This is a genomic window from Xanthomonas campestris pv. asclepiadis, assembly GCF_020784175.1.
Classification (GTDB): Bacteria; Pseudomonadota; Gammaproteobacteria; order Xanthomonadales; family Xanthomonadaceae; genus Xanthomonas; species Xanthomonas campestris_D.
Genome location: NZ_JAJGQM010000002.1, coordinates 1 through 26,648 on the forward strand (window position 1 = coordinate 1; position 26,648 = coordinate 26,648).

Annotated in this window: 24 protein-coding genes; 11 read left to right on the top strand and 13 right to left on the bottom strand. The window is 63.8% G+C overall.

What is annotated here, in order from left to right; genetic code table 11:
* Positions 1-359: 359 nt before the first annotated feature.
* From LL972_RS00890 to pssA, 5 genes are all read right to left on the bottom strand, one after another.
* Positions 360-1,502, bottom strand: a complete 1,143-nt coding sequence (locus tag LL972_RS00890; protein ID WP_228326020.1) for a pectate lyase family protein — start codon at positions 1,500-1,502, stop codon at positions 360-362.
* A gap of 249 nt (positions 1,503-1,751) precedes the next feature.
* Positions 1,752-2,885, bottom strand: a complete 1,134-nt coding sequence (locus LL972_RS00895) for a pectate lyase family protein (RefSeq protein ID WP_228326021.1) — start codon at positions 2,883-2,885, stop codon at positions 1,752-1,754.
* Positions 2,886-3,682: 797 nt separating this feature from the next.
* The gene (gene rimI, locus LL972_RS00900) at positions 3,683-4,165 is read right to left on the bottom strand and encodes a ribosomal protein S18-alanine N-acetyltransferase (RefSeq protein WP_172453334.1); all 483 of its coding nucleotides are present in this window, start codon (positions 4,163-4,165) and stop codon (positions 3,683-3,685) included.
* Positions 4,162-4,629: an alanine acetyltransferase gene (locus LL972_RS00905; protein WP_228326022.1), complete on the bottom strand. Its 468-nt coding sequence runs from the start codon at positions 4,627-4,629 to the stop codon at positions 4,162-4,164. Before LL972_RS00905 ends, rimI begins: the two co-directional genes overlap by 4 nt.
* A gap of 40 nt (positions 4,630-4,669) precedes the next feature.
* Complete coding sequence (pssA, locus tag LL972_RS00910) at positions 4,670-5,443, bottom strand: CDP-diacylglycerol--serine O-phosphatidyltransferase (protein WP_104583307.1); 774 nt, start codon at positions 5,441-5,443, stop codon at positions 4,670-4,672.
* A 131-nt stretch (positions 5,444-5,574) separates the two neighbouring features.
* On the opposite strand from pssA, the gene LL972_RS00915 reads away from it, so the two are divergent.
* From LL972_RS00915 to LL972_RS00925, 3 genes are all read left to right on the top strand, one after another.
* Positions 5,575-5,976 carry a DUF4124 domain-containing protein gene (locus LL972_RS00915; RefSeq protein ID WP_228326023.1) on the top strand — a complete coding sequence of 134 codons (402 nt, stop codon included), beginning with the start codon at positions 5,575-5,577 and terminating at the stop codon, positions 5,974-5,976.
* Positions 5,977-6,090: 114 nt separating this feature from the next.
* Positions 6,091-7,785, top strand: coding sequence for a proline--tRNA ligase (locus LL972_RS00920; protein ID WP_228326024.1), 1,695 nt, complete (start codon positions 6,091-6,093; stop codon positions 7,783-7,785).
* Between the two features lie 144 nt (positions 7,786-7,929).
* Positions 7,930-8,382 carry an H-NS family nucleoid-associated regulatory protein gene (locus LL972_RS00925; RefSeq protein ID WP_228326025.1) on the top strand — a complete coding sequence of 151 codons (453 nt, stop codon included), beginning with the start codon at positions 7,930-7,932 and terminating at the stop codon, positions 8,380-8,382.
* A 57-nt stretch (positions 8,383-8,439) separates the two neighbouring features.
* Here the strand turns inward: LL972_RS00925 and LL972_RS00930 are convergent, their stop codons facing one another.
* Positions 8,440-9,699, bottom strand: coding sequence for a threonine/serine ThrE exporter family protein (locus LL972_RS00930; RefSeq protein ID WP_228326026.1), 1,260 nt, complete (start codon positions 9,697-9,699; stop codon positions 8,440-8,442).
* Positions 9,700-9,748: 49 nt separating this feature from the next.
* Between LL972_RS00930 and LL972_RS00935 the strand changes: the two genes are divergently transcribed.
* From LL972_RS00935 to LL972_RS00950, 4 genes are all read left to right on the top strand, one after another.
* Complete coding sequence (locus tag LL972_RS00935; RefSeq protein WP_429002102.1) at positions 9,749-10,978, top strand: MlaE family ABC transporter permease; 1,230 nt, start codon at positions 9,749-9,751, stop codon at positions 10,976-10,978.
* A gap of 85 nt (positions 10,979-11,063) precedes the next feature.
* A complete protein-coding gene (locus LL972_RS00940; protein WP_228326027.1) occupies positions 11,064-11,906 on the top strand; it encodes an ABC transporter ATP-binding protein in 843 nt (280 codons plus the stop codon).
* Between the two features lie 2 nt (positions 11,907-11,908).
* Positions 11,909-12,835 carry an MlaD family protein gene (locus LL972_RS00945; RefSeq protein ID WP_023902524.1) on the top strand — a complete coding sequence of 309 codons (927 nt, stop codon included), beginning with the start codon at positions 11,909-11,911 and terminating at the stop codon, positions 12,833-12,835.
* A complete protein-coding gene (locus LL972_RS00950; RefSeq protein ID WP_228326028.1) occupies positions 12,832-13,494 on the top strand; it encodes an ABC-type transport auxiliary lipoprotein family protein in 663 nt (220 codons plus the stop codon). The genes LL972_RS00945 and LL972_RS00950 overlap by 4 nt, the downstream gene beginning before the upstream one ends.
* Here the strand turns inward: LL972_RS00950 and LL972_RS00955 are convergent.
* Complete coding sequence (locus LL972_RS00955) at positions 13,491-14,090, bottom strand: alpha-ketoglutarate-dependent dioxygenase AlkB family protein (protein WP_228326029.1); 600 nt, start codon at positions 14,088-14,090, stop codon at positions 13,491-13,493. The two genes, LL972_RS00950 and LL972_RS00955, sit on opposite strands and share 4 nt — an antisense overlap.
* A gap of 126 nt (positions 14,091-14,216) precedes the next feature.
* Between LL972_RS00955 and LL972_RS00960 the strand changes: the two genes are divergently transcribed.
* Together LL972_RS00960 and LL972_RS00965 are read left to right on the top strand one after the other, a co-directional pair.
* Positions 14,217-15,866, top strand: coding sequence for an electron transfer flavoprotein-ubiquinone oxidoreductase (locus LL972_RS00960; RefSeq protein ID WP_228326030.1), 1,650 nt, complete (start codon positions 14,217-14,219; stop codon positions 15,864-15,866).
* 109 nt (positions 15,867-15,975) lie between these two features.
* Entirely contained in the window at positions 15,976-18,711 is a 2,736-nt protein-coding gene (locus tag LL972_RS00965; RefSeq protein WP_228326177.1) for a rhamnan synthesis F family protein, read from the top strand.
* Between the two features lie 23 nt (positions 18,712-18,734).
* Here the strand turns inward: LL972_RS00965 and LL972_RS00970 are convergent, their stop codons facing one another.
* Both LL972_RS00970 and LL972_RS00975 read right to left on the bottom strand, forming a co-directional pair.
* Positions 18,735-19,373 (bottom strand): CoA transferase subunit B, encoded by a 639-nt coding sequence (locus LL972_RS00970; protein ID WP_228326031.1) that lies wholly within the window; start codon positions 19,371-19,373, stop codon positions 18,735-18,737.
* The gene (locus LL972_RS00975) at positions 19,373-20,104 is read right to left on the bottom strand and encodes a CoA transferase subunit A (RefSeq protein ID WP_228326032.1); all 732 of its coding nucleotides are present in this window, start codon (positions 20,102-20,104) and stop codon (positions 19,373-19,375) included. The genes LL972_RS00970 and LL972_RS00975 overlap by 1 nt, the downstream gene beginning before the upstream one ends.
* A 134-nt stretch (positions 20,105-20,238) precedes the next feature.
* Here LL972_RS00975 and LL972_RS00980 point away from each other — a divergent pair, with 134 nt between their 5' ends.
* Together LL972_RS00980 and LL972_RS00985 are read left to right on the top strand one after the other, a co-directional pair.
* Entirely contained in the window at positions 20,239-21,585 is a 1,347-nt protein-coding gene (locus LL972_RS00980; protein ID WP_024938344.1) for a phosphomannomutase/phosphoglucomutase, read from the top strand.
* Positions 21,586-21,630: 45 nt separating this feature from the next.
* Positions 21,631-23,034 (top strand): mannose-1-phosphate guanylyltransferase/mannose-6-phosphate isomerase, encoded by a 1,404-nt coding sequence (locus tag LL972_RS00985; protein ID WP_228326033.1) that lies wholly within the window; start codon positions 21,631-21,633, stop codon positions 23,032-23,034.
* A 115-nt stretch (positions 23,035-23,149) separates the two neighbouring features.
* On the opposite strand, the gene rfbD is transcribed toward LL972_RS00985, so the two are convergent.
* The 4 genes from rfbD to rfbB all read right to left on the bottom strand — a co-directional run bounded on the left by rfbD (position 23,150) and on the right by rfbB (position 26,614).
* Entirely contained in the window at positions 23,150-24,058 is a 909-nt protein-coding gene (gene rfbD, locus LL972_RS00990; RefSeq protein WP_228326034.1) for a dTDP-4-dehydrorhamnose reductase, read from the bottom strand.
* On the bottom strand, positions 24,055-24,612 hold the full coding sequence (gene rfbC, locus LL972_RS00995; protein ID WP_228326035.1) for a dTDP-4-dehydrorhamnose 3,5-epimerase: 558 nt from the start codon (positions 24,610-24,612) through the stop codon (positions 24,055-24,057). Before rfbC ends, rfbD begins: the two co-directional genes overlap by 4 nt.
* Positions 24,609-25,496 carry a glucose-1-phosphate thymidylyltransferase RfbA gene (gene rfbA / locus LL972_RS01000; protein ID WP_228326036.1) on the bottom strand — a complete coding sequence of 296 codons (888 nt, stop codon included), beginning with the start codon at positions 25,494-25,496 and terminating at the stop codon, positions 24,609-24,611. Before rfbA ends, rfbC begins: the two co-directional genes overlap by 4 nt.
* 62 nt (positions 25,497-25,558) lie before the next feature.
* The gene (rfbB, locus tag LL972_RS01005; RefSeq protein ID WP_228326037.1) at positions 25,559-26,614 is read right to left on the bottom strand and encodes a dTDP-glucose 4,6-dehydratase; all 1,056 of its coding nucleotides are present in this window, start codon (positions 26,612-26,614) and stop codon (positions 25,559-25,561) included.
* Positions 26,615-26,648: the final 34 nt, after the last annotated feature.

Sequence of the window (26,648 nt, forward strand, 5' to 3'; positions counted from 1 at the left end):
CTGCTGACCAGCGGCCGGCGCTCCCGTGCCCGGCTTCCAGAACGGTCAGAACCCCCTCCAACAACACAGTTGCTACATGGACGTACTTGCGGCGCGTCCCGCGATGGTGGGCGGGCAAGGGCCCTGCATGGTCCTGCGTCCTGCATGGTTCCTGCGTCCTGCATGCTTTCAGCGTTCGGTCGCGGACCGAAGACGCGTAATGCTGCACACATGCGCCACGGTGTTGAAACGGCGTATATCGCCGGACAACGAGACATCGATAAAGACATTGCGCAAACGCACAACGCTCGCAGTGCTGCGGGCGTTGTGGAAAGATGTGCAACGCTACATGCATCGCGGCGTTGCGTAGCGCAGACGCCTTATAGCTTGCCCGCGCCGGCCTTTGCCTTGACGTCTGCCGCCACCTTGTTGGCGGCCAGCAAGTTGTAGGTATACGGCGGCTTCCAGCCGATATTACTGTTCCACGAGCAGGTCAGCGCCTTGCCGTTGATCAGCGAACCCTGGTCACGATACACGCTGCCCTTGTAGTCGCCAGCGATCTTGTCGCAGCTGCTCACACCACTGATGTCGAACGCATTGTTCTCCGAGAAGATCTTCGATTCCCTGCCGACGCCATGCGCGTGCGAGAACGGATAGACCTTATTGCTGGTGCTGCCGACATGGTAGTTGTTGTACAGGTGCACCTGGCCGAAGCGCACCCGCGGCGCGCGTGCGGAAATGTTTTCAAACAAGGTGTTGTGGATGGTCACCTTGAGCTTGCCGCTGTCGGTGCTGGAAGCGCTGTCGCTGGAACCGATCAGGCTGTTTTTCTCGTGTGACTTGAACGCCGAGTAGGAGATGGTGACGAAGTTGGCGCCCTTCTTGACGTCCATCGCACCATCGTGATGCTGCTTGGGGCGGCCGTTGGCGGTGCCGTTCTGATCGTCGGTGCGGCGACCGTCGGTAAAGGTGACATGGTCCACCCACACGTTGGTGGCCGCTTCCACGGTCAGGCCGTCGTATTCGGAATTCCAGTTGCCGTTGTCGCCGTCGTCGGCATCCCACTTCGGCTCCGGATCCCACGGATTTTCGATCGTGAGATTGCGCATGATGACGTCGTTGGCCTTGATGTAGAAATAGCCCTCGCGAATTTCCGCATTGGTACCGACGCCGATCAAGGTGGTCTTGGTCGGGATGTCCAGCCGCGCGCGGGTCTTCATGTCCGAGGTCTTGGTGTAGGCCTTGCCTTCGCTGATGTCGATGACACCCTTGACCTTGATGATGCGGCCGTTGCTGCCCGCCTTGGCTTTTAACGCAGCCTTCAACTGCGCTGCCGTGCTGACGGTGTAGATGTCCGCCGCGGCGGCTTTGGAACCGCCCTTGGTTCCGCCGTTCTGGGTGGCCCAACCGGTGGTGGCCACATCCAGCGACGGATCTGCAGCGTAGGCTGCAGGAGACAACAGCGCAGCCCCCAGAACGACGCCCACAACGGTACTACCAACGACTGTCGATGCTTTCGACATGGTGATGAATTCTCTTGAATGCGTAACGCAATGGCGCGTCGCATGAGACGACGCGCTCCCCGGTGCAGTCGCCCAGGCCATCAAGGCCAGTCCCCTAGCGAACGCGACTCGATCCTAATACTTATGAAAACTATTGAATAGTCTGTTTCTGAAAACTATTTTTCTACACACGCATACTCTGCATGTAGCGCACACGCGAATGCAGCACCCGTTTTGCGGGCACTGCACTCGGCGTTGCGTTGGTAAGGCTTACAACTTTCCGGCGCCGGCCTTCGCCTTGACGTCTGCAGCAACCTTGTCGGCCGACAGCAGGCTGTAGGTGTACGGCGGGGTCCAGCCGATGTTGCTATTCCACGAGCAGGTCAGCGCCTTGCCGTTGAGCAGCGAGCCTTGATCGCGATAGACGCTGCCGCCGTAATCGGCCGCAATCTTGTCGCAGCTGCTCATTCCGCTGATGTCGAACACGTTGCGCTCGGAGAAGATCTTCGACTCCTTGCCCACACCATGCGCGTGCGAGAACTTGTAAACCGGATGGGTGGTGCTACCAACGTGATAGTTGTTGTACAGATGCACCTGCCCGAAGCGCACACGCGGTGCGCGTGCAGAGATGTTCTCGAACAAGGTGTTGTGGATGGTCACCTTGAGCTTGCCGCTGTCGGTGCTGGAAGCGCTGTCGCTTGAGCCGATGAGGTCGTTCTTCTCGTGCGACTTGAACGCCGAGTAGGAGATGGTGACGAAGTTGGCGCCCTTCTTGACGTCCCTCGCACCATCATGATGCTGCTTCGGGCGGCCGTTGGCGGTACCGTTCTGATCGTCGGTGCGACGACCGTCGGTGAAGGTGACATGGTCCACCCACACATTGGTCGCACCTTCGACCGTGAGGCCGTCGTACTCGGCATTCCAGTTGCCGGCGCTGCCGTCATCCGGGTCCCAGACCGGCTCCGGATCCCACGGATTTTCGATGGTGAGGTTGCGGATGATGACGTCGTTGGCCTTGACGTAAAAATAGCCTTCGCGGATCTCCGCATTGCTGGTGATGCCGATCAGCGTGGTCTTGGTGGGAATATCCAGACGCGCGCGGGTCTTCATATCCGAGGTCTTGGTGTACGGCTTGCCCTCGCTGACATCGATGATGCCGCTGATCTTGATGATGCGCCCGTTGCTGCCCACGCTGGCCTTCAGCGCGCTCTTCAGCTCGGCGGCAGTCTTGACCGTGTAGATGTTGGCAGCGGCCGCTTTGGAGCCGCCCTTGGTGCCTCCGTTCTGTGTTGCCCAACCAGTGGTTGCAACTTCCAGTGCAGGATCGGCGCAGGCAACGCCAACAACCAGCAACGACCCGACAAACAGCGACGCGGCGGCCGCCGTTGAAAATTTCGGCTTCATCTTGATCTCTCCCTCGGATAGGTTCGATGCGCCGCGCGGCGGCACACCCCTCGTCTAGCAGGCGCGGAACATACTTTTCATCTCTGTACTTTTCAGTTCCGCGACGCCGATACTAGGAGCATCGCAATGGCTTGTATCTAGCCGATGTATCGATGTGCACGCGCAGTCACGCAAACGGTTGCGAGACATCCAAGAGGAGACAAAACGCTGTAATCAAGACACGCGGAGACAGGCGCAAGGACACTGCAGCGCAGCATGATCTGCATCGCAACGCAGACCGACACAGCTCCAGCACGGTGTGCCGCCACCATCACATGCCTGCATGTTTTCTTGGCGCGCACAGCGGCTGCAATGCGATGTATTGCCGTCACGCGCCTTCTCGCACGCGTGGGCACAACCGATCACGTCACTGAAAGCATGAAAGGAGAGGTGGTGAAAGAATCACCATTCCGCATGCAGGTGCGTCATGTCGGATGTCGACGCGCAAGCGGCCGACTCAAGCGGTGGGTTCGGGAAAAAATGCACCCTGTTGCGATCGATTGCAGCGATGCGCAAGAGCTCGGGGCACAGCAAGTGCATTGCCTGATGACCTGGTCATAGTGCGTCACGACACCGCCGCATTTGCAGCCAAACAGAAGAGCACAGGCGCGATCGTCTGACCGCCATGCAAGCGCCGGGCTGATGTCTCCAGGTCGTGACACATGCCTCAGCGATGCAACCGCGCGGCGGATATCAGGTGAGTGGGTGCAGATCCAGCCGGACGAGAGAACACTCCCGTCAGCAACAGCCGATGAGGTTCAGGAGAACCCTTCGAAGAACAACTCGATCGCCATCACCAACGCATCTTCGCGGCCGGTGTTGGAGGGGTAGTAGCGTGGGCGCCGCCCGATTTCATTGAAGCCTTCGGAGTGATACAGCGCAATCGCCGACGGATTGGACGGGCGTACTTCCAGAAACGCGCGCCGCGCGCCGCGATCGCAGGCACCCTTGATCAGCGCGCGCAACAGCACGCGGCCATGCCCTTGGGATTGCGCCTCCGGTGCGATGCAGACATTGAGCACATGCGCCTCGTCGGCAGCGATGCTGATCACCCCATAGCCAATGACCTGCCCGCCCTGCTCCATCACCCAGCCCGGATAACCGGCCTGCAGGCAATCGCGAAAGATGCTGCGCGTCCACGGGAACGGATAGGCGCGATGTTCGATCTCCATCACCACATCCAGATCGCTCTCGCGCATGGCGCGCAGCGAGGTGGGCAGCGGCGCGTTCAAGGCGCTCATGCCGGGTCCCGGCGCCGCCGCAGCGCGCGCAGTTGCGGCCACAGCGCGCGCTTGGCGGCCGGATTGCCGCGCAGCTCGGCCAGCGGCCAGGACGCCATCAAGGCTTGCGTATTCGGATCGCCCGGGTTGCAGCCGGAGGCCCGCAGCAACGCCATCTGCAGGCGATCGGGCATGCCGACCCGGCTGCGCCGCTGTGGCGCTGCCGACGGCGCAGTCGAGACCGTCCGCGGCGCGTCGGCCGGTGCTGCCGGAGCGCTGCGACGGACCACCGGCGGTGCCACTGACGCCGGCATTGGTGGCGTGCGCTCCACACGCGGCGGTGCGGCGGCCGGCGCACGCTCGCTCGTCTCCTCAGGCGCCGCCGCATCCACGCTGTCGCGGTCCAGATAGACGGTGTGTCCCAACGCCTGCAGATACGACACCTGCAGATCGGACCACATCGGCTCGGAGGTGAATTGACTCATGGCACGTGGCTCATGGCAGTGTGCGCGGGGCGGCGCCAGCTCATGGCAGCTCGGGCGTACGCCGCCAGCGCCGCCACAGCCACATCACCGGGCCGGACAGCGCATACAGCACGCCGATCACCAGCAGCGAACGGGCCAGATCGATCACCAGCAGCGCGATCACCACCGTGGCGATCGCCAGCGCCAGAAACGGCACACGGTCGGCACGCGGACCACGCGCACCACCCTTGAAGCTCCAGAACCGGATCCGGCTGACCATCAGCAAGGCCGACACCACCGTGACCGCCAGCGCCAGATAACGCAGCTGCTCGCCATCGAAGCCCAGGCTGTCGTCGGCAAACGCCCAGACGAAGGACATCATCAGGCCGGCCGCCGCCGGGCTGGCCAGGCCGATGAACCAGCGCTTGTCGACCACCCCCACTTGCGTGTTGAAGCGCGCCAGGCGCAGCGCCGCGCAGGCCGCATACAGAAACGCGGCCGACCAGCCGACCCGGCCCATCACGTTGCTGTCGTACTTCAGCGCCGACAGCGACCAGTGATACATCACCAGCGCCGGGGCCATGCCGAAGCTGACCAGATCGGCCAGCGAGTCGTACTGCACGCCGAACTCACTGCTGGTATTGGTCAGGCGCGCGACCCGGCCGTCCAGTCCGTCCATCACCGCGGCCACGAACACCGCCATGGCGGCCTGGACGAATTGCCCGTTGGCGGCGGCGATGATGGCGTAGAAACCGGAAAACAGCCCGGCGGTGGTGAACAGGTTCGGCAGCAGGTAGATCGTGCGCGAGCGCGGGGGCGGTCTCATCTCATCCATCCGGCAAGTGTAGGGCCTGAGGTCCGTCCGGCGGTAGCGCGCCTGCGTCGTGCGTGTGCGCAAGCGGCGTCACTTGCCAGCGCCGGCCGCGGATGCTGCAATCGCCGCGGGAATCATCCAGGGGAAGCCACATGCACCTGTCGTCCGGGCTTTGCGCCCTGTTGATGCTGGTCAGCGCCGCCGCCGGCGCGACCGATCTGTACAAATGGAAGGACGCCAAGGGCGTCACCCACTACACCGAAACCCCGCCACCGACCGGCCAGCGCTACGAAGCGCGCCGGATCGATGCACGTAGCGGCACTGCCGCCATCGCCGCGCGGGAGGCCGCCACGCCCGAATCGGCCGACTGCCTGACCGCACGCCGCAACCTGGAACTGCTCAGCGGCAAGGGCGAGGTCACCATGGGCGCGGGCGCCGACGGCAAGCCCGGCACCCCGCTGGACCCGGACGCCCGTACTGCGCAGCGCAATCTCGCCGAGGCGGCCGCCAAGGCCTATTGCAAGCCGGCGGCGAGCAGCACTCCGGCCACCTGAGCCGGCTCGGGAGCGGTCACGTGCCGGTCAGTGGCGCCGGCCGATTCGGCCGGCGCCACTGACCGGCAGGCGCGAGACTGGCAAACTATGGGCTTTCCGCCCAAGCGAAGCCCGATGCGTCTTTCCCAGTTCCACCTGCACACCACCAAGGAAACCCCGGCCGACGCCGAGCTGGTCAGCCACCGTCTGATGCTGCGCGCGGGCATGATCCGCAAGCTGGCCTCCGGGTTGTATACCTGGTCGCCACTGGGTCTGCGCGTGCTGCGCAAGGTCGAGGCCATCGTGCGCGAGGAGATGAACCGCGCCGGGGCGGTGGAAGTGCTGTTCCCCACCATCCAGCCGCGCGAGCTGTGGGACGCCACCGGCCGTTGGGAAAAGTTCGGCGGGCAACTGCTCAAGATCAAGGATCGCAAGGAACAGGAGTTCTGCTACAGCCCGACCGCCGAAGAGGCCGCGGCCGAATTCGCGCGTCAGGAGATCAACAGCTACAAGCAGTTGCCGCTGAACTTCTTCCAGATCCAGACTAAGTTCCGCGATGAGATCCGTCCGCGCTTCGGCGTGATGCGCGCGCGCGAATTCCTGATGAAGGACGCCTATTCCTTCCATCTCACCGATGCCGACATGGCGCGCGAATACGACAACATGCGCGCGGCCTACACCCGCATCTTCACCCGGCTGGGGCTGGAATTCCGCGCCGTGCAGGCCGACTCGGGTGCGATCGGCGGCGACGCCTCGCAGGAATTCCACGTCATCGCCGCCTCCGGCGAAGACTCGCTGGCATTCTCCACCGGCTCCGATTACGCCGCCAACGTGGAAACCGCCAGCGCCGCCCTGCCCGCACCGCGTGCCGAGGCTGGTGAGGCGATGCGCCAGGTCGCAACACCCAGCCAGAAGACCTGCGAAGACGTCGCCCGGTTGCTGGGCATCACGCTGCAGCGCACGGTCAAGTCGGTGGCGGTGATGACCGAGGCCGGCTTCGTGCTGGTGCTGGTGCGTGGCGACCACGCGGTCAACGAGATCAAGCTGGCCAAGGTCGCCGGGCTGGCCGGTTACCGGATGGCCAATGAGGCCGAAATCCGCGACCACCTCGGCTGCGAGCCCGGCTTCCTGGGCCCGGTGAACACCGCCCGCCCGGTACGCGTGGTGGCCGATCGCGACGTCGCAGCCCTGGCCGATTTCGTGGTCGGCGCCAATGTGCCCGGCGCGCACCTGGTGGGCGTCAACTGGGGCCGCGACCTGCCCGAACCTGACACCGTTGCGGATGTGCGCAACGTCATCGAAGGCGAACGCGCGGCCGATGGCGGCGAACTGCGGCTGGCCCGCGGCATCGAAGTGGGACACGTCTTCCAGCTCGGCGACCAGTATGCGCAGGCGCTGCAGGCCACCGTGATCGACGAGAACGGCAAGGCCGCGGTGATGAAGATGGGCTGCTACGGCATCGGCATTTCGCGCATCGTGGCCGCGGCGATCGAGCAGAACCATGACGATGCCGGCATCGTCTGGCCCGCGCCGATGGCACCGTGGCAGGTGGTGGTCTGCATCATCAACCCCAAGCAGGATGCGCAGGTGGTTGCCGCCGCTCAGGCATTGCTGGACGAATTGATCGCCGCAGGGATCGAAGCGGCGCTGGACGATCGCGGGCTGCGCCCGGGCGCGATGTTTGCCGATATGGAACTGCTGGGCATTCCGCATCGGGTGGTGGTCTCCGAACGCGGATTGGCCGCCGGTACATTTGAATATCGCGCGCGCACTGCAGAGGCAGCAGAAAACCTGGATAAGGCCGGGTTATTCTCCCGCCTGGGTCGTTGATCAAATCACCCGAAACCACTTCGATTGGATGAACACAAGGCGCCGAATTATTTCGGCGCATTTGTCACCCGGGTTTTCTGACATTATGATGGCCAGCGCTGCCACGGACCGGCATTCTTTTTTCTCTCATCTTCCGGAGTAGTGATGTCGATCGATCTTAGCGGCCTGTCGGCCAAGCAGTTGGGTGCACTGATCAAAAATGCGAAGAAGCAGCAAACCGTGGTTGCCAAGCGCGCCCCGATTGCCAAGGTCCGCACGCAACTGACCCGCGCGGCAAAAGCCCAGGGTTATTCCATCGAAGAATTGTTTGGCGCCAGCGCCGGCCCGGGTCGTCCGGCTGCCGCTGCCAAGCCGGGTCCGCGCGCCGGCCGCAAGCTTGGCAAGGTTCCGCCCAAGTATCGCAACCCCGCCAATCCCCAGGAAGCCTGGACCGGCCGTGGCAAGCAGCCGCGCTGGCTGGCCGAATTGACTGCCGCCGGCAAGAAAGTCGAAGACTTTCTGATCAGCAAGGTCAGCGCCAAGAAGACCCCGGCCAAGAAGGCCGCGCCGCGCAAAGCCGCCACCAAGCGCGCGACCAAGAAATCCAAGGCCGCCTGATTCACATCAATAAAAACGCCGGCATTGCCGGCGTTTTTATTGCGCGTTTTTTATCTGTCATAAATTCTTGCGGGCCGGAATCAACAGATTGCCGAACAGCAATCCGGCCATCAAGGCCATCACGATATTGGTCACCGCCAATAGGGCGGCCTGCCCGACGCTGACATCCTGTTGCTGTACCAGGGTCAGAAAGCCACGCAAGCTGACACTGCCCGGAACCAGCATGATGATGCCGGGCAAACGGATCAATGCACCGGGTTTTTGCACCACCCGCCCGAACAGATTACCGGCGGCGGTCAATGCCATGGCCGATGCAAAGACACCGGCCGGACCACCCCAGGCATGTCCGGCATAACGCGCAATGACATACCCGGACATGGCCGCTGCCATGATCCATAAATAATCGCGTCGATTGGCCTTGAACAACACCGCAAACGCATAAGCGGCCACCAACAGCGAGGCCCATTCCACCCAGCCGGCCTGCGGACGCAATGCGGCCACTTGCGGATGCAAGCCAAGCACCTGGGTCAGCGTCACCGCGATCACCGCACCGACGGTGAGCTTGAGCACCGTGGTCACCGCACCGGCCAGCCGCGCCGTGCCCGAGACCCAATGCTGGCTGGCCAGCTCGTTGAAGGCATTGGTCAACGACATGCCGGGCAGCAGCACCACCAGCGAGGCGATGATCACCGTATTGAGGTTCAGCGGCCCGAGCAGCGAGGCCACCACCGCGGCCACCACCCCGGCCAATAGCCCGGCCAGCGCCTCGCCGGCTTCCTTGGTCGCCGGCCGCTTGTCGGTGTACTGGGTCAGCAGGCCGATCGACATCCCGATCGCGCCAGCGGTGGCGATATCCAGCCAGGGCAGTTTCCACAGCCCTGCCACGCCGGCGGCGGCCAGCCCGAATGCCAGCACCTGCATGGTCTTGCCGCGCCGATCGACCTCGCGGTCCAGCCGCCGCAGCGCGGTGTGCCCCTGGGCGATGCTCATGCGCCCGTTGGCCACGCTGTCGGCCACGTAATCGGCCACGCTGAGCTTGTAAAGGTCGTTCTCGCCCGGGGCCAGCCGGATCACCCTGGTGATGTCGCTGGAGCCAATCGCCTTGGTCGGGTCGCTGAAGCTCAAAATGATCCCGGTGGGATTGGACCAGGGCTCGCAGTCCAGGCCCAACTTCTGCGACAGTCCGACCACGGCGGCCTCCAGACGCTGCGCAGTGGTGCCATAGGAATGCAGGCGTCCGGCGATTTCCGAAACAAAGGCGACGCGCTGGGCATAGGTGGCGCTGGCGGACGGTTGGACGACGGTGGCAGCGGACATGCGTGGCGGGTCGGATCGGAGAAACGCCGTCTGGCGAGGCCGCCAGTGTATGCCGCAGCGCACCTGGCCGGCGCGCCGATTGTCTGTGCCGGGACCGCAGGTGCGAAGCGTCCCCATCATTCGCTCACGCCGGGCGCGGTATGCTGGCGCCACGGACAGGCCACCCATGATCAAAGCGCAACCTCCACGCATCGAACAAGACTCGCAGGATCACGCACAGGTCCGCCTTGCTGGCAGTTGGGTCCTGGCGACCGCATTGCCCCAGGCCGAGCTGCTGCAGGCCGTACCCGAGGGGATCCGGCGCATCGACGCGCGCGGCATCGGGCAACTGGATTCGGCCGGCGTGCTGCAGCTGCTGCGCTTCGCCAGCCGCATGGGCCTGAAGGAAGACGCGATCGATTTCCGCGACGAGCACCAGGCCCTGGTGTGCACCATCGAGGAACTCAACGACGAACGCCCCAAGCCCAAACGCGACTACGGCTTCGTCGCCGCGCTGGACCGTCTGGGCCGCACCACCCACGGCGTCGGCCAGGGCATTCTGGAGCTGAACAGTTTTCTGGGCGAGAACCTGGTCAAGATCGCGCGGCTGATCCACGAGCCGCGCCGCTTCCGCCTGACCTCCACCGTGCACCACATGGAGCAGGTCGGCCTGGATGCGGTGCCGCTGGTGGTGCTGCTGTCGTATCTGGTCGGCGCGGTGATCGCATTCCTGGGCTCGACCATCCTGCGCGACTTCGGCGCGGAGATTTATGTGGTGGAGCTGGTGTCCATCGCCTTCCTGCGCGAGTTCGCGGTGCTGCTGACCGCCATCGTGCTGGCCGGGCGCACCGCCAGCGCCTTCACCGCGCAGATCGGCGCGATGAAATCGCGCGAGGAAGTGGACGCCATCCGCACCCTGGGCCTGGACCCGATCGACCTGCTGGTGATTCCGCGCCTGCTCGCGCTGATCTTCACCCTGCCGCTGCTGACCTTCATCGCGATGATCGCTGGCCTGGCCGGCGGTGTCACCGTGGGCGCATTCGATCTGGATATTCCGCCGCAGATGTATCTGGCGCGCATGCACGACACCATCCAGCTGCGGCATTTTCTGGTCGGGCTGTCGAAGGCGCCGCTGTTTGCGCTGGTGATCGGCCTGATTGGCTGTCTGGAAGGTCTGAAGGTTAGCGGTACCGCGCAATCGGTTGGCGAGCGCACCACCTCCTCGGTGGTGCAGACGATTTCCTTGGTCATCATCCTCGACGCGATCGCCGCGCTGTGGTTCATGAAGATGGGGTGGTGATGAGGCCGAGATTCGACATTCGGGATTTGGGATTCGTGCAGAGCAGACGCAAAGCGCTTGCACTGGTATCCGGGAGAAAAGTGCTTTGACCAATCCCGAATCCCCAATCCCCACTCCCGGCACAGAGACCGACGCCGACGACGACCAGTTGGCGATCTCGGTGCGCGGGCTGACCAACCGTTTCGGCAGCCAGGTCGTGCACGAGGAATTGGATCTGGACGTGCGTCGCGGCGAGATCCTGGGCGTGGTCGGCGGCTCGGGCACCGGCAAGTCGGTGCTGATGCGCAGCATCCTGGGCCTGCGCGAGCCGGATGCCGGCAGCATCCAGGTGCTGGGGGCGGATGCGCGCTCGGGCCGCTTCGCCGACCGCCAGCACATCACCCGCAACACCGGCGTGCTGTTCCAGGACGGCGCGCTGTTCTCGTCGATGACCGTCGGCGAAAACGTGCAGGTGCCGCTGAAGGAGCATCACGGCGAGTTTCCGGAGCGCTGGTATTTCGAGCTGGCGCTGCTGAAGATCAAGCTGGCCGGCCTGCCGGCCGATGCGCTGGACAAACTGCCCTCGCAGTTGTCCGGTGGCATGCGCAAGCGCGCCGGCCTGGCGCGGGCGCTGGCGCTGGATCCGCCGCTGTTGTTCCTGGACGAGCCCACCGCCGGGCTGGACCCGATCGGCGCGGCCGCCTTCGACCGCCTGATCCGCACCTTGCAGCAGGCATTGGGCCTGACCGTGTTCCTGATCACGCATGACCTGGATACGCTGTACGCCATCTGCGACCGCATCGCGGTGCTGGCCGATCGCAAGGTGATCGCCAACGCGCCGCTGGCCGAGATCGAACAGGTCGACCATCCCTGGATCCAGGAATACTTCCACGGTCCGCGCGCCCGCGCCGCGCGCGCGGCCAAGACCGACTCCACCGAGACCGCCTGAGCATGGAAACCAAAGCCAATTACGTCCTGATCGGCGCCTTCACCATCGTGGCGGGCCTGGCCCTGCTGCTGTTCGGGCTATGGGCCGCAAAATATTCCTCCGACCGCACCTGGCAGCAGTACCGGGTGGTGTTCCGTGAGGCGGTGACCGGCCTGACGGTCGGCAGTCCGGTGCAGTACAACGGCATCGCGGTGGGCTCGATCACCGAGCTGACGCTGGCGCCGAACGACCCGCGCCAGGTCGTCGCGCACGTGCGGGTGAACTCCACCACGCCGATCAAGAGCGACACCCGCGCCAAGCTGGCCATCACCAGCCTGACCGGCCCGTCGATCATCCAGCTCTCCGGCGGCACGCCAGAGGCACCGTCGCTGACCACCATCGACAAGAGCGACGCGCCGATCATCCAGACCACCCCGTCGGCGCTGCAGAACATCACCGACACCGCCAACCGCATCGTCGAGCGCATGGACCAGATGCTCTCGGACAAGAACGTGGCCAGCATCACCGCCACCTTGCAGAACCTGGAAAAGATCAGCGGCGGCATCGCCGATCGCGACGAAGGCATGCAGGCGCTGATCGTCAGCGCGCGCGATGCCGCACGCAATCTGGACACCACCCTGACCACCACCAACGGCACCATCAAGCGGCTGGACCAGAACCTGGTGCAGCAGCTGCCGGGCATCCTGGCCAAGCTCGACGCCACCCTGGTCAAGCTGGATTCGGCCGCCGGCAACGCCGACAACATCCTCGGCGAGAACCGCGCGGCCATCAACAGCTTTGCCAATGACGGGCTGGGCCAGCTCGGACCCACGCTGACCGAATTGCGCGGCCTGATCCGCGATCTGCGCCGGGTCAGCGACAAACTGGACAACAACCCTGCGCGCTACCTGCTCGGCCGCGACGCACCCAAGGAGTTCGAACCGAAATGACTGCCATGCGCCTGTTGCGTCCCGTGTTGTGCATCTCCCTGCTGGCGCTGGGCGGCTGCTCGCTGCTGACCGGCGGCGACCAGAAGCCGGCCACCATCTACGCGCCGACCGTGCGGGTGACGCCCAATCCGTCCTGGCCGCAGGTGAACTGGCAACTGGCGGTAGCCAAGCCGAGCGCGGCGCGCATCATCGACAGCCCGCGCATCAACGTGCGCCCGACCCCGAGCGAATTGCAGGTCTACCACGGCGCAGGCTGGGCGCAGCCGGCCACCGATATGCTGGAAGACAGCGTGGTGCGCGCATTCGAGGACTCCGGCAAGATCGCCGCGGTCGCCCGCATCGGCACCGGCATCCGCTCCGACTACAAGCTGGCGATCGACCTGCGCCGCTTCGAGTCCGATTACGCCGGCCAGGCGCTGCCCTCGGCCACCATCGAACTCAATGCAAAGCTGCTGCACGCCGCCGACCAGCGCGTGGTGGCCTCGCGCACCTTCCTGGTCGCACACCCGTCCAGCGGCACCGACACGGCGGCAGTGGCAGCGGCATTCGAACAGGCGATGACGCAGGTCACCACCGAGCTGGTGGGCTGGACCTTGGTCACCGGGCAGCAGGATAGCCAACGCTTGCCGGGCCCGCTGTCACCGCGACAGCCGAACTAACGCTCAGAGCAACGCGGCGCAATCCGGCGAAACGTCAGATTGATGCGCTCGCCAATGGGTTTTGCGGTGCGCGGTAACGCATGCTTGTAGTGGCGCTGGGTATCGCCTCCCATCAGCAGCAAATCGCCGTGCCCCAGTTCCAGCGCCTGCTTCAACCCCGCATCGTCGCGATGCCTGAAGGCAAAGCGCCGTGTCGCGCCCAGGCTCACCGAAGCAATCAACGGTCGCGCTCCGAGCTCCGGCTCGTCGTCGCTGTGCCAGCCCATTGCATCGTTGCCACTGCGGTAACGGTTAAGCAGCACGCTGTTGAAGGGCGCCCCGGTCTCGGCCTGCAAGCGCATGCGTAAGGGCTGCAATACCTCCAGCCACGGCTGCGGCGCGAACTGCGTGCCCGAATAGCGATAGCTGGCATCCGGATCGCCAACCCAACTGCTCAGACGCGGCGAATCCACCGTCCGCCCGAACATGCGGATGCGGTGCACTTCCCACTGCACTTGCGTCAGCAGTGCCTGCATCAGCGCATCGGCCTGCGCGCGTGGCAACCAGCCGCGGCACCAAGTGATCTCCGCCTGCGGCAAGGCAACCCGAATCTTCATGCATCAAACGCTAGCACGCCCCACGGAGTAGAGGCCGCGCAGCGTCGATGAATCGATCCGATTTGCCGCCGTCACATCGAATCCCGGAAAATGCGCAGCAGCCATCGAGCCAACGGGAGCGGAGCAATGTCGGAAGCAGGAGTCGGCGCAAGTGCGCCAGAGACGGTCGAGCGCGACGTGATGGAGTACGACATCGTCACCGTCGGCGCCGGTCCGGCTGGGCTGGCCTTTGCGATCCGGCTCAAGCAGCTCGATCCGGCCATCAGCGTCTGCGTGATCGAAAAATCCAGCACCATCGGTGCACATATCCTGTCCGGCGCGGTGATCGAGCCGGGCCCGCTGGATGCGTTGCTGCCAGGCTGGCGCGACAACCCGCCGCCGATCTGCGTGGCTGCCACCGACGACGAGTTCTGGTTCCTCGGCAAGGACAGCGCGCGCAAGTTCCCGGTGGTGCCGCCGGGCATGCGCAACCACGGCAACTTCATCGTCAGCCTGGGCGCAATGTGCGCCTGGCTGGCGCCGCAGGCCGAAGCGCTGGGCGTGGAGATTTACCCAGGCTTTGCCGCTGCCGAAACCCTGCACGACGCCAACGACCAGGTCATTGGCGTGCGTATCGGCGACATGGGCGTGGCCAAGGATGGATCGCACAAGCCGGGCTACACAGCCGGCATCGACATCCGTGCCAAGGTCACCGTGCTGGCCGAAGGCGCGCGTGGGCACCTGACCAAGCGCCTGCTCAAGCGCTTCGACCTCACCGCCAACGCCGACCCCCAGGGCTATTCGATCGGCATCAAGGAGCTGTGGCAGGTCCCGGAGGGGCGCGTCAGCCCCGGCAAGATCGTGCATACGCTGGGCTGGCCGGCCGACAACCGCACCTACGGCGGCAGCTTCCTGTATCACCTGGACAACAACCAGATCGCGCTCGGTTATGTGAGCGGGCTGGACTACAGCGACCCGAAGTACCAGCCGTGGGAAGCCTTCCAGCAATGGAAGAACCACGCGCTGATCAAGCCATTGCTGGAAGGCGGCAGCATCCTCTCGGCTGGCGCGCGTGCCATCGTTACCGGCGGCTGGCAATCGCTGCCGAAGGTGGAAATGCCCGGCGCCCTTTTGATCGGCGACACCGCCGGCCTGCTCAACGTGCCCAAGATCAAGGGCACCCACCAGGCGATCCGCAGCGGCATGCTGGCCGCCGAACATCTGGTGCAATCGCAGCTGGCGCCGCAAGGCTTCGACGCCAAGTTGCGTGCGTCCGATGCGATGGCCGAGCTCAAGCAGGTGCGCAACATCAAGCCCGGCTTCAAGAAGGGTTTGTGGTTCGGCCTGCTCAATGCCGCCTGGGAAACCGCGCTCAAGGGCGCCTCGCCATGGACGCTGAAGAACAAACCCGACTGGTCGGCCTTGCACAAGATCGGCGACTACGAGCAACCCACGCGTGATTACGGCACGCGCGAACTCGCCCCGCGCGACCGCCTGCAGGCGGTCTACTTCGCTGCCACCGAGCACGACGAAGACCAGCCCGTGCATCTGAAGGTACTCGATACCGACGTGTGCGCTACCCGCTGCGTGCAGGAATACGACAATCCCTGCACCCGCTTCTGCCCGGCCAACGTCTACGAAATGGTCGCAGACGCCGGCAGCCCGTCCGGCAAGCGCCTGCAGATCAACGCCGCCAACTGCGTGCACTGCAAGACCTGCGACATCAAGGACCCGTACGAGATCATCACCTGGGTCACCCCGGAGGGTGGTTCGGGCCCGAACTACCAGAATCTGTGAGCAACGGTTGGCATACCGCGTGACCGGCAGTCTCTCCAAACTCCTGGCTGCGGCACGTCGCTCGGTAGAGCTGCATGGTGGCGGCTTCGCGGGCGCAGCCGCGGTCGCAATACGGGCATTCAAGGTCATCCGCGCCATGGGCATACGTGGCCTGGTGGGGCGGCTGCAACTGGCAGGGCGCACGCAGCCGGCGGTCCATCACCTGTCTGACCAGGAACCTTTTGTCGCGCCTGCCCCGTTGTCGCAGCTGCGGCTCAAGATTGGCGTGATGCTGCACGTCTTCTATCCCGACCTGATCGACGAATTCGCTCAGTCACTCCAGCACATGCCGGTGAGCTATGACCTGCTGGTATCGGTGATGGATGAAGCCGCCGCCGCCCAGGCGCGAGAGCGTTTTTCAACGTTGCCGCGGGTGGAGAAGCTCGATATACGCGTCGTGCCCAACCGTGGCCGTGACATCGCACCGCTGTTGGTGACGTTTCGCGAACAGGTCCTGGCATTGGATGTGGTCGGCCATCTGCACACAAAAAAGTCGCTGTATACAGGCAGCGAGCAAGGCGAGTGGCGCCGCTACCTGGTGTCGTCCCTGATGGGGAGCCCGGAGCGTATCGCCTGGCAACTGGGAATGTTTCAGGCCGAGCCGCGGCTTGGCATGCTCTATCCCGAGAGTTATGAACGGGTGCTGCTGTGGGCGCATACCTGGCTCAGCAATTTCAGCGTTTGTCGCGCGCTTGCACAGCAACTCGGATTCGACATCAACCCCTCGGAGTACATCGATTTTCCTGCTGGATCAATGTTTTGGGCGAAGGTGGATGCACTGCGGCCGTTGTACGCGCTGGATTTAGAACTCAAGGACTTTCCGGAAGAACACGGCCAGATCGATGGCACCCTGCACCACGCGGTGGAACGCATCTTCGTCACTGTCGTGCGCCATCAGCAGTATCGGATCGGCGTATTACCGCAGGACGGCACGCTGGCACTCAGCGGCGAAGGTGGACGCAACTGGCAGGCGTCGTTCGAGACGCCGATCGCCACGCGGTTGACACTGTCCTCTCTTCAAGCTCGACTGGTGTCGCTGGATATCTTCGATACCTTGGTGGTGAGGCCGTTCCTGTTTCCGGCGGGTGCGCGCGCCTATCTTGCCCACCTGATCGCGCGACAATTCGGGGTCGGAAATTTTCTCGAACTCCGCGAGCTTGCCGAGTCAAAAGCACGCCATCAACGTGGCGCCGATGTCGATCTATCGAGCATCTACGCAACGCTGTCTGGCCTGCCCGGTGCGGGGGAACTTCCAATCGGTGACCTTCAGGCGCTGGAAGTGGCGCTGGAGGCCAGATTGCTGCAACCACGTCGAGGTGTGATCGCAGCAGCGACGCAGCTGCAACAACGTGGCATCCGCCTGGTTGCGCTTTCGGACATGTATCTGGATAGCGCACTGCTGCAGCAGGTCCTGCCGGCCGACGTCAACGCATTGCCAGCTGCCTGGTATGTGTCCTGCGAGACGGGTTGGCGCAAGGATGCTGACAGCGCCTGGAAGGAGCTTCCGGCCATCGAGAAAATCGATGCCTCGCAGTGGCTGCATGTCGGCGACAACGAACACGCAGATGTCCAGCGTCCACAGATGCACAAGCTGTTGACACCGGTGCATGTGCTTCGCCCATCCGCGCTGCTGGAGGTGGTTCCTGCATTGCGCCCGCTCAGACCGCCGTCGGGTGCCGCAACGCGGTGGCAGGACCAGTTGTGGCTTGGCCTATTGGCCAATCGGTTCGCCGATCTTGCCGACCGGCACCCGGAAACGATGATGCCGCTGCCGATTCTCTCCCCGGCATGTCTTGGCTACCTGGTCATCGGCCCGCTGATCTTCGATTATCTCGCCTGGCTGATCCGCACGGCGAAGCAAGGCAATGTCGAAACAATCCTGTTTTTGAGCCGAGAAGGCTATCTGCTTGAGCAGGGTTTTCAGCTGGTAAGACAAACCTTGCCTGCACTACAGCAGCTTCATGGCACGTATCTGCTGGCATCGCGGCGGGGAACCGGAACACCCTCGCTGCATGCACCGGATGATCTTGCATTGCTGCTGGATAGTACCTACACCGGCACGCTGAGCAACCTGATACAGGCGCGCCTGGGAGATGCGGTAGCAGATATGCTGGAACGTCGCCTGGGGCGCTCGGTCATGCAACGCGATGTCTACCTGCCGGAAATGCATGCCGAGCTGCTGGAACTCATTGCCCCAGCGATCAATGAGCTGCTGGCGCTTGCCGAAACTGAAAGAACGGCCTATCTGCATTACTGGAGAGCGACCGCAGGTGACGGTGCAGCCATGGTGGCCGACATAGGTTACTCCGGCACCATCCAGGCCAACCTCACAAGATTGACTGGGCAGCCGCTGGGCGGCGCCTATTTTGCATTGAATGGGCGCGCCACCAAGATCACTGCCCGGAGTTGGGCCGCCGCCCGCTATTTTGATGGCCGTACCGAGGGTGATCCGGAGCAATCGACGATCCTGCGCCACGATCTGCTTCTGGAAACTCTTCTCACCGCTCCTTCGCCGCAGTTTTCCTATTTTGCAGACTCCACTGAGGTTCCGACTGCGGTCTACGCCAGTGCGGAGCTGTCGCCAGCGCAATGGGCGACGATCGCGAAGGTGCATGAAGGTGCATTGGCGTTCATTGCAGACGTTTGCAAGGTTGCGCAGGACGAAAGCTACCTGCTGGATTTCGATCGAGCCGCGGTCCAGATCCCGCTGCAGTGCGTCGGCTCCGGACGCTGGCAGGCGCCGTGGCTGGCGGATCTGCAACTGGACGACCGCTTCACCGGACGCGGATCGGTTCGGGCCGGATGACCTGACGGCCATCCGGCCTCGCCTCACGGGTGAGGCGTCAGAATTGTCACACCGGTCTTCTGTCGCAACTCCTCCAGCGCTACTCCATCGGCCGCCTCCACCAACACCAGCCCGCCGTCGGTGACGTCGAATACCGCCAGGTCGGTGATGATGCGATCGACCACGCCAACGCCGGTCAATGGCAGGTCGCATTCGGACAGGATCTTGTGGCTGCCGTCCTTGGCGACGTGCTCCATCAGCACGACAACGCGCTTGACGCCGGCCACCAGGTCCATTGCGCCGCCCATGCCCTTGACCATCTTGCCGGGCACCATCCAGTTGGCCAGGTCGCCACGCTCGGTGACCTGCATCGCCCCGAGAATCGCCAGATCGATGTGCCCGCCGCGGATCATCGCGAACGAGTCGTGGCTACCGAAATAACTGGCACCGGCACGCGCGGTCACTGTCTGCTTGCCGGCATTGATCAGGTCCGCATCCACCTCGTCCTCGGTGGGAAACGGGCCGATGCCGAGCAGGCCGTTTTCCGATTGCAGCCACACGTCCACGCCATCGGGAATGTGATTGGCCACTAGCGTCGGCAGGCCGATGCCCAGGTTGACGTAGGCCCCATCGGTCAATTCGCGCGCCGCACGTGCGGCCATCTGGTCTCTGGTCCAGGCCATCAGTGCTGTCCTTCGCGCACGGTGCGCTGTTCGATGCGTTTTTCCGGCGTGGCATTGAGCACCAGCCGGTCGACATAGATGCCGGGCAGATGCACCTGGTCCGGATCGATCGCGCCCACCTCGAAGATCTCCTCGACCTCGGCAACGCAGACGCGACCGGCCATGGCACAGGCCGGATTGAAGTTGCGCGCGGTCTTGCGGAACACCAGATTGCCGGCGGTATCCGCGCGCCAGGCCTTGACCAGCGCGACATCGGCCTGCAGCGCGGTTTCCATCACGTACTGCTTTCCGTCGAATTCGCGGGTTTCCTTGCCCTGCGCGACGATGGTGCCGTAGCCGGTTGCGGTGTAGAACGCGGGGATTCCCGCGCCGCCCGCACGCAGGCGCTCGGCCAGCGTGCCTTGCGGATTGAACTCCAGTTCGAGTTCGCCGGCCAGATACTGCCGCTCGAATTCCTTGTTCTCGCCCACGTAGGACGAAATCATCTTGCGGATCTGCCGGGTGGCCAATAATTGGCCCAACCCGAATCCATCGACGCCCGCGTTGTTGGAGATCACGGTCAATCCGCTGACCCCGCTCTCACGCACTGCCGCAATCAGCGCCTCCGGAATTCCGCACAAGCCAAAGCCGCCGACCGCCAGGGTCTGGCCATCGGCCAGCACCCCATCCAGCGCCGCCCGGGCATCGGCATAGCGTTTGCCGCTTGCCGCACCACGTCCACCCTTGCTCATCACCGCCCTCGCCTCGCTGATGTGAAGCGGCCATTCTAGCCGCTGACTGTTCCCTGTCCCCGATCGCAATTCCGCCACACCCAAGACACGGCACAGCCGCTAAACTCGGAATTCCCCCACCCCAGGAATTGCCCATGACGCTACCCGCCTTCAAGGCCTACGACATTCGCGGCCGCGTGCCGGATGAACTCAACGAGGACTTGGCGCGCCGCATCGGCGTGGCATTGGCGGCGCAGCTGGAGCAAGGGCCAGTGGTCTTGGGCCACGACGTGCGCCTGGCCAGTCCCGGTCTGCAGGAAGCGCTCTCGGCCGGCCTGCGCGCCAGCGGCCGCGAAGTGATCGACATCGGCTTGTGCGGCACCGAGGAGGTCTATTTCCAGACCGATTACCTCAAGGCAGCCGGCGGCGTGATGGTCACTGCCAGCCATAACCCGATGGACTACAACGGCATGAAGCTGGTCCGCGAGCAGGCGCGGCCGATCAGCTCCGACACCGGCCTGTTCGCGATCCGCGACACCGTCGCTGCCGATACCGCCGCGCCGGGCGAGCCAACCGCAAGCGAGCAGAGCCGCACCGACAAGACCGCCTACCTGGAGCATCTGCTCAGCTACGTGGACCGCAGCACGCTCAAGCCGCTCAAGCTGGTGGTCAACGCCGGCAACGGTGGCGCCGGCCTGATCGTCGACCTGCTCGCACCGCAGCTGCCGTTCGAGTTCATCCGCGTCTTCCACGAACCCGATGGCAACTTCCCCAACGGCATCCCCAACCCGCTGTTGCCGGAAAACCGCGACGCCACTGCCAGGGCGGTCAAGGAACACGGCGCCGACTTCGGTATCGCCTGGGACGGCGACTTCGATCGCTGCTTCTTCTTCGACCACACCGGCCGCTTCATCGAAGGCTATTACCTGGTCGGCTTGCTGGCCCAGGCGATCCTGGCCAAGCAGCCGGGTGGCAAGGTCGTGCACGACCCGCGCCTGACCTGGAATACCGTCGAGATGGTCGAAGACGCCGGCGGCATCCCGGTGCTGTGCAAGAGCGGCCATGCCTTCATCAAGGAAAAGATGCGCAGCGAAAACGCCGTGTATGGCGGCGAGATGAGCGCGCACCACTATTTCCGCGAGTTCGCCTACGCCGACTCCGGCATGATTCCGTGGTTGTTGATCGCCGAGCTGGTGTCGCAGTCCGGTCGTTCGCTGGCGGATCTGGTCGAGGCGCGCATGCAGAAATTCCCCTGCAGCGGCGAGATCAACTTCAAGGTGGACGATGCCAAGGCGGCGGTTGCCCGCGTGATGGATCACTACGGCGATCAGTCGCCGGAGCTGGACTACACCGATGGCATCAGTGCCGACTTCGGCCAATGGCGTTTCAACCTGCGCAGCTCCAACACCGAGCCGCTGCTGCGTCTGAACGTGGAAACGCGCGGCGACGCCGCACTGCTGGAAACGCGTACGCAGGAAATTTCCAACCTGCTGCGCGGCTGATTTAACATCTTCCCCCACTTTGACGCACTGGAGTTTCCCCCGCTCATGAGCGACGTCCTTCCGATTATTTTGTCCGGCGGTTCCGGCACGCGCCTTTGGCCGTTGTCGCGCGAATCGTACCCGAAGCAGTTCCTGCCGCTGGTCGGCGAGCACAGCATGCTGCAGGCCACCTGGCTGCGTTCCGCTCCGGTGGCAGCGCATGCCCCCATCGTGGTGGCCAATGAAGAACACCGCTTCATGGCCGCCGAGCAGTTGCAGCAGTTGGGCGTGAAGCCCTCGGCCATCCTGCTCGAGCCCAAGGGCCGCAATACTGCCCCGGCAATTGCCGTCGCTGCGTTGGAAGCCACCCGTAACGGTGGCGATCCGCTGTTGCTGGTGCTTCCTTCCGATCATGTCATTCGGGACGAGGCTGCTTTCCAGGCGGCAGTCACTGTTGCAGCTGCCGCCGCAGAACAGGGCAAGCTGGTCACCTTCGGCATCAAGCCGACCGCACCTGAAACCGGCTATGGCTACATCAAGGCCGGTGCCGGTACCGGCGCCACCGCGGTCGAACGCTTCGTCGAAAAGCCCGACCTGGCCACCGCGCAAGGCTACCTGGCCAGCGGCGAGTATTACTGGAACAGCGGCATGTTCCTGTTCCGTGCCTCGCGCTACCTGGAAGAACTGCGCAAGTTCCAGCCGGCCATTGCCGATGCCTGCCAGAAGGCGTGGGAAGGCGGCAAGCGCGATGCCGACTTCACCCGTCTGGACAAGGACGCGTTCGCCTCCAGCCCATCGGATTCGATCGACTATGCGGTGATGGAAAAGACCGCCGATGCAGTGGTGGTGCCGATGGATGCCGGCTGGAACGATGTCGGTTCGTGGTCGTCGCTGCTGGACGTCTCCGAACAGGACGGCCAGGGCAATGCCCACCACGGCGATGTCATCCAGCTGGACTGCAAGAACACCTATGCGTATGGCTCGCGCCTGATCGCCATGGTCGGTCTGGAGGATGTGGTTGTGGTGGAGACGCCAGACGCCGTTCTGGTCGGTCACCGCGATCGCATCCAGGAAGTGAAGGATGTGGTCGGCCGGATCAAGGCCGACGGTCGCTCCGAGGCGACCTGGCATCGCAAGGTCTATCGTCCGTGGGGTGCTTACGATTCGATCGACATGGGTCACCGTCACCAGGTCAAGCGCATCACCGTCAAGCCCGGTGCCGTGCTCAGCCTGCAGATGCATCACCACCGCGCCGAACACTGGATCGTCGTCAGCGGCACCGCAGAAGTCACGCGTGGCGAAGAGGTGCTGCTGCTCACCGAGAACCAGAGTACCTATATTCCGCTTGGCGTGACCCATCGCCTGCGCAATCCGGGCAAATTGCCGCTGGAACTGATCGAAGTGCAGTCCGGCAGCTATCTGGGCGAAGACGACATCGTGCGTTTCGAAGATACCTACGGGCGCGCCTGATCGCTCGCTTTCGGGATTCTGTAGTGCATAAGCAAACAGCCGGGGATTCCCGGCTGTTTGCGTTTGCGGCTTGAATGCGTCGGCGGAAATATCGCCACTGACCGGGATCGCGGATTTACTGTCTGGCAGCGGCGATTTCGGCAACCACGCGCTGCAGGCCGACTCGCCAGTCCGGCAACACGATGTCGAAATCGCGCTGCAGTTTGTCGATCGACAGCCGCGAATACGCCGGCCGCTGTGCGGGCGTCGGGTAGTCTACGGTGGGGATCGGCACCACACGCGGTGCGCGCGACAGCAAGCCTGCGCTGACCGCTTCCTGGAAGATCGCCTCGGCAAAGCCATGCCAGCTGGTCTGCCCTGCAGCCGTGAGATGCCATGTGCCCGAAGTGTCGGGTCTGCGTTGACGCAGCAACTGCGCGGTGACATCGGCGATCAGGGTCGCAGGCGTCGGTGTTCCAACCTGGTCGGCCACCACACGCAGCTCCTCGCGCTCGGCACCGACACGCAACATCGTGCGCAGGAAATTCGCGCCATGCGAGGCGTATACCCATGCCGTGCGCAGGATCAGATGCTGCGCGCCGGAAGCACGGATGGCCTCCTCACCAGCAAGCTTGGTTTCGCCATACACACCCAGCGGCGAGGTCGGCGCGTCTTCCGTATATGGTGCGCTGCCTCGACCGTCGAAGACGTAGTCGGTCGAGTAGTGCACCAGCGGTACGTTGCGGGATGCGCACCATGCGGCGATGACGCCAGGCGAGGTGGCGTTTGCGCGCACGGCGCCGGCGCGATCCTGCTCGGCGCGATCCACTGCGGTATAGGCGGCCGCATTGACCACATGCGACGGGGAAACCCGGTCCAGCAAGGCAGTCAGCGTTTGCGGTGCGTCAAAATCTGCCGTCTCGCACACGCTGCCATCAGGCAGCTGGCCGCTGCGCGTTGTTGCCCGCACCGAGCCATTGGCTGCCAAGGCGCGCAGCAGTTCCGTCCCGACCTGCCCGTTCGCACCAAACACCAACGTGGTCACGGCATATACACCGGCAGTCGATCAACGGGCACTTCATCCAGGAACGGCGCCCTGGCATCCTTGGCGGACAACAATGGATCGCTGATCGGCCAATCGATCCCGATCGCCGCATCGTCCCAACGCACGCCTGCATCCGCTTCCTTGACGTACACGTCGGTGCACAGATAACTGAACAATGCTTTCTCTGAAAGCACTGCGAAGCCGTGTGCAAAGCCTTCGGGTATCCAGACCTGGCGTCGGTTCTCTGCGCTCAGTAAAATGGCGGTCCAACGCCCGAAGTGAGGAGACCCAGCGCGGATATCCACCGCAACGTCGTATACCTCGCCTTCAAGCACGCTCACCAGTTTGCCCTGTGGCCGAGGCCACTGGTAATGCAGACCGCGTAGCACGCCCCTGGCGGACGTGGAGACATTACTTTGCACAAAACTCTTCGGCAGGCCATGCCGCCCAAAGCGCTCTGTATTCCATGTTTCGAAGAACTGACCGCGCTCATCGCCGAAGACTGCAGGCTCGATGACGACGCAGCCAGGCAACGTCGTTTCGATCACTTTCAATGGACAACCCCACGCTTGGCTAATGCAGTCAAATACTTGCCATAGTCATTCTTCAGCAACGGCGCCGCCAGACGCTCCAGCTGCTCGGCATCGATCCAGCCCTGACCAAATGCGATTTCTTCCGGGCAGCACACCTGCAGACCCTGGCGCATCTGGATGGTCTCGATGAAATTGGCTGCTTCATGCAATGACTGGTGCGTGCCGGTATCCAGCCATGCATACCCACGCCCCAGTGGCTCCAGGTGCAGGTTGCCGGCTTCGAGATAGCAACGATTGAGATCGGTGATCTCCAGCTCGCCGCGCGGCGAGGGCTTCAAGGCAGCCGCGTAGTCGCTGGCCTTGCCGTCATAGAAATACAAGCCGGTGACCGCGTAATTGGAACGAGGCTTTTCCGGCTTTTCGGCAATGTCGATGACCTTGCCTTGCTGATCGAATTCGGCAACGCCGTAGCGCTCGGGATCGTTGACCCAGTAACCGAAGACGGTGGCACCCTGCTCACGCGCATCGGCGCGGCGCAGGGTGTCGGTCAGGCCATGCCCATGGAAGATATTGTCGCCCAACACCAGGCAACTCGGCTTGCCGTCGACGAACTCGCGACCGATCAGATAGGCCTGCGCCAGCCCGTCAGGGCTGGGCTGCACGGCATACTGGATATTGACGCCCCACTGGGAACCATCGCCCAGCAGCGACTGGAACAGCGCCTGCTCGTGTGGGGTGTTGATGATCAGGATGTCGCGGATACCCGCGAGCATCAGCACGCTCAGCGGGTAGTAGATCATCGGCTTGTCGTATACCGGCAACAGCTGCTTGCTGACGCCCTTGGTGATCGGGTACAGGCGCGTGCCGGAGCCGCCCGCCAGAATGATGCCTTTACGTTGTGTCATCAGGGTGTCCTGTTGAGGCCCGCACACGCATGCATGCGCGGGCTATTACCTAAGGGCTCGCGTCAGGCCGCGGCGCCGATCCGTTCCAGCCGGTAGCTGCCATCCAGCACGCCCTGCACCCAGGCCTGGTTGGTCAGGTACCACTCCACCGTCTGCGCGATGCCTTGCTCGAAGGTATACGCCGGCTCCCACCCCAATTCGCTCTTCAACTTGGAGGCGTCGATCGCATAACGACGGTCGTGTCCGGGGCGGTCGGTGACATGGGTGATCTGGCTCGCACGCGGCTTGCCATCCGCACGCGGGCGATGCTGATCCAGCAGCGCACAGATCGCCTGCACGACCTCGATGTTCTGGCGCTCGGAGTTGCCGCCCACATTGTAGGTCTCGCCGACCTGGCCCTTGGCCAGCACGGTGCGGATCGCCTCGCAGTGGTCGCTGACGAACAACCAGTCGCGCACCTGCTTGCCATCGCCGTACACCGGCAACGGCTCGCCGGCCAGCGCCTTGGCGATCACCAGCGGAATGAGCTTTTCCGGGAAATGGTAGGGGCCATAGTTGTTGGAGCAGTTGGTGGTCAGCACCGGCAGCCCGTAGGTGTGGTGGAACGCGCGCACCAGGTGATCGGAGGCCGCCTTGGACGCCGAGTACGGAGAATTGGGCGCATACGGCGTAGTTTCGGTGAACTTGCCGGTCTCGCCCAGCGTGCCATAGACCTCGTCGGTGGACACATGCAGGAACCGAAAGGCCTCGCGACGCGCATCCGGCAGCGCTTTCCAGTAATCGCGCACGGCCTCGAGCAAGGCCAGGGTGCCGACCACGTTGGTCTGGATGAACGCGCCGGGGCCTTCGATCGAGCGATCCACATGGCTTTCGGCAGCGAAGTTCAGCACTGCGTCCGGCTGATGTTCCTGCAGCAGACGGGTCACGAGCGCGCCGTCGCCGATGTCGCCCTTGACGAAGACGTGGTCGGCATTGCTTTCCAGCGACGCCAGCGTGTTCAGGTTCCCCGCATAGGTGAGCGCGTCCAGATTGATCACGCGGATTCCGCGCGCGACCGCCTCAAGAACAAAATTTCCGCCGATAAATCCGGCCCCGCCGGTTACTAGCCAAGTCGCCACTGTCTACCCCTCCTGGTCGCGCACGCACGGCGCC

What these genes read in the sequence shown, in the direction of transcription:
- LL972_RS00890 (WP_228326020.1), bottom strand. Translation starts at nt 1,502, where the DNA reads ATGTCGAAAGCATCGACAGTCGTTGGTAGTACCGTTGTGGGCGTCGTT.
- LL972_RS00895 (WP_228326021.1), bottom strand. Translation starts at nt 2,885, where the DNA reads ATGAAGCCGAAATTTTCAACGGCGGCCGCCGCGTCGCTGTTTGTCGGG.
- rimI (WP_172453334.1), bottom strand. Translation starts at nt 4,165, where the DNA reads ATGAGCGCCTTGAACGCGCCGCTGCCCACCTCGCTGCGCGCCATGCGC.
- LL972_RS00905 (WP_228326022.1), bottom strand. Translation starts at nt 4,629, where the DNA reads ATGAGTCAATTCACCTCCGAGCCGATGTGGTCCGATCTGCAGGTGTCG.
- pssA (WP_104583307.1), bottom strand. Translation starts at nt 5,443, where the DNA reads ATGGATGAGATGAGACCGCCCCCGCGCTCGCGCACGATCTACCTGCTG.
- LL972_RS00915 (WP_228326023.1), top strand. Translation starts at nt 5,575, where the DNA reads ATGCACCTGTCGTCCGGGCTTTGCGCCCTGTTGATGCTGGTCAGCGCC.
- LL972_RS00920 (WP_228326024.1), top strand. Translation starts at nt 6,091, where the DNA reads ATGCGTCTTTCCCAGTTCCACCTGCACACCACCAAGGAAACCCCGGCC.
- LL972_RS00925 (WP_228326025.1), top strand. Translation starts at nt 7,930, where the DNA reads ATGTCGATCGATCTTAGCGGCCTGTCGGCCAAGCAGTTGGGTGCACTG.
- LL972_RS00930 (WP_228326026.1), bottom strand. Translation starts at nt 9,699, where the DNA reads ATGTCCGCTGCCACCGTCGTCCAACCGTCCGCCAGCGCCACCTATGCC.
- LL972_RS00935 (WP_429002102.1), top strand. Translation starts at nt 9,749, where the DNA reads ATGCCGCAGCGCACCTGGCCGGCGCGCCGATTGTCTGTGCCGGGACCG.
- LL972_RS00945 (WP_023902524.1), top strand. Translation starts at nt 11,909, where the DNA reads ATGGAAACCAAAGCCAATTACGTCCTGATCGGCGCCTTCACCATCGTG.
- LL972_RS00950 (WP_228326028.1), top strand. Translation starts at nt 12,832, where the DNA reads ATGACTGCCATGCGCCTGTTGCGTCCCGTGTTGTGCATCTCCCTGCTG.
- LL972_RS00955 (WP_228326029.1), bottom strand. Translation starts at nt 14,090, where the DNA reads ATGAAGATTCGGGTTGCCTTGCCGCAGGCGGAGATCACTTGGTGCCGC.
- LL972_RS00960 (WP_228326030.1), top strand. Translation starts at nt 14,217, where the DNA reads ATGTCGGAAGCAGGAGTCGGCGCAAGTGCGCCAGAGACGGTCGAGCGC.
- LL972_RS00970 (WP_228326031.1), bottom strand. Translation starts at nt 19,373, where the DNA reads ATGGCCTGGACCAGAGACCAGATGGCCGCACGTGCGGCGCGCGAATTG.
- LL972_RS00975 (WP_228326032.1), bottom strand. Translation starts at nt 20,104, where the DNA reads ATGAGCAAGGGTGGACGTGGTGCGGCAAGCGGCAAACGCTATGCCGAT.
- LL972_RS00980 (WP_024938344.1), top strand. Translation starts at nt 20,239, where the DNA reads ATGACGCTACCCGCCTTCAAGGCCTACGACATTCGCGGCCGCGTGCCG.
- LL972_RS00985 (WP_228326033.1), top strand. Translation starts at nt 21,631, where the DNA reads ATGAGCGACGTCCTTCCGATTATTTTGTCCGGCGGTTCCGGCACGCGC.
- rfbA (WP_228326036.1), bottom strand. Translation starts at nt 25,496, where the DNA reads ATGACACAACGTAAAGGCATCATTCTGGCGGGCGGCTCCGGCACGCGC.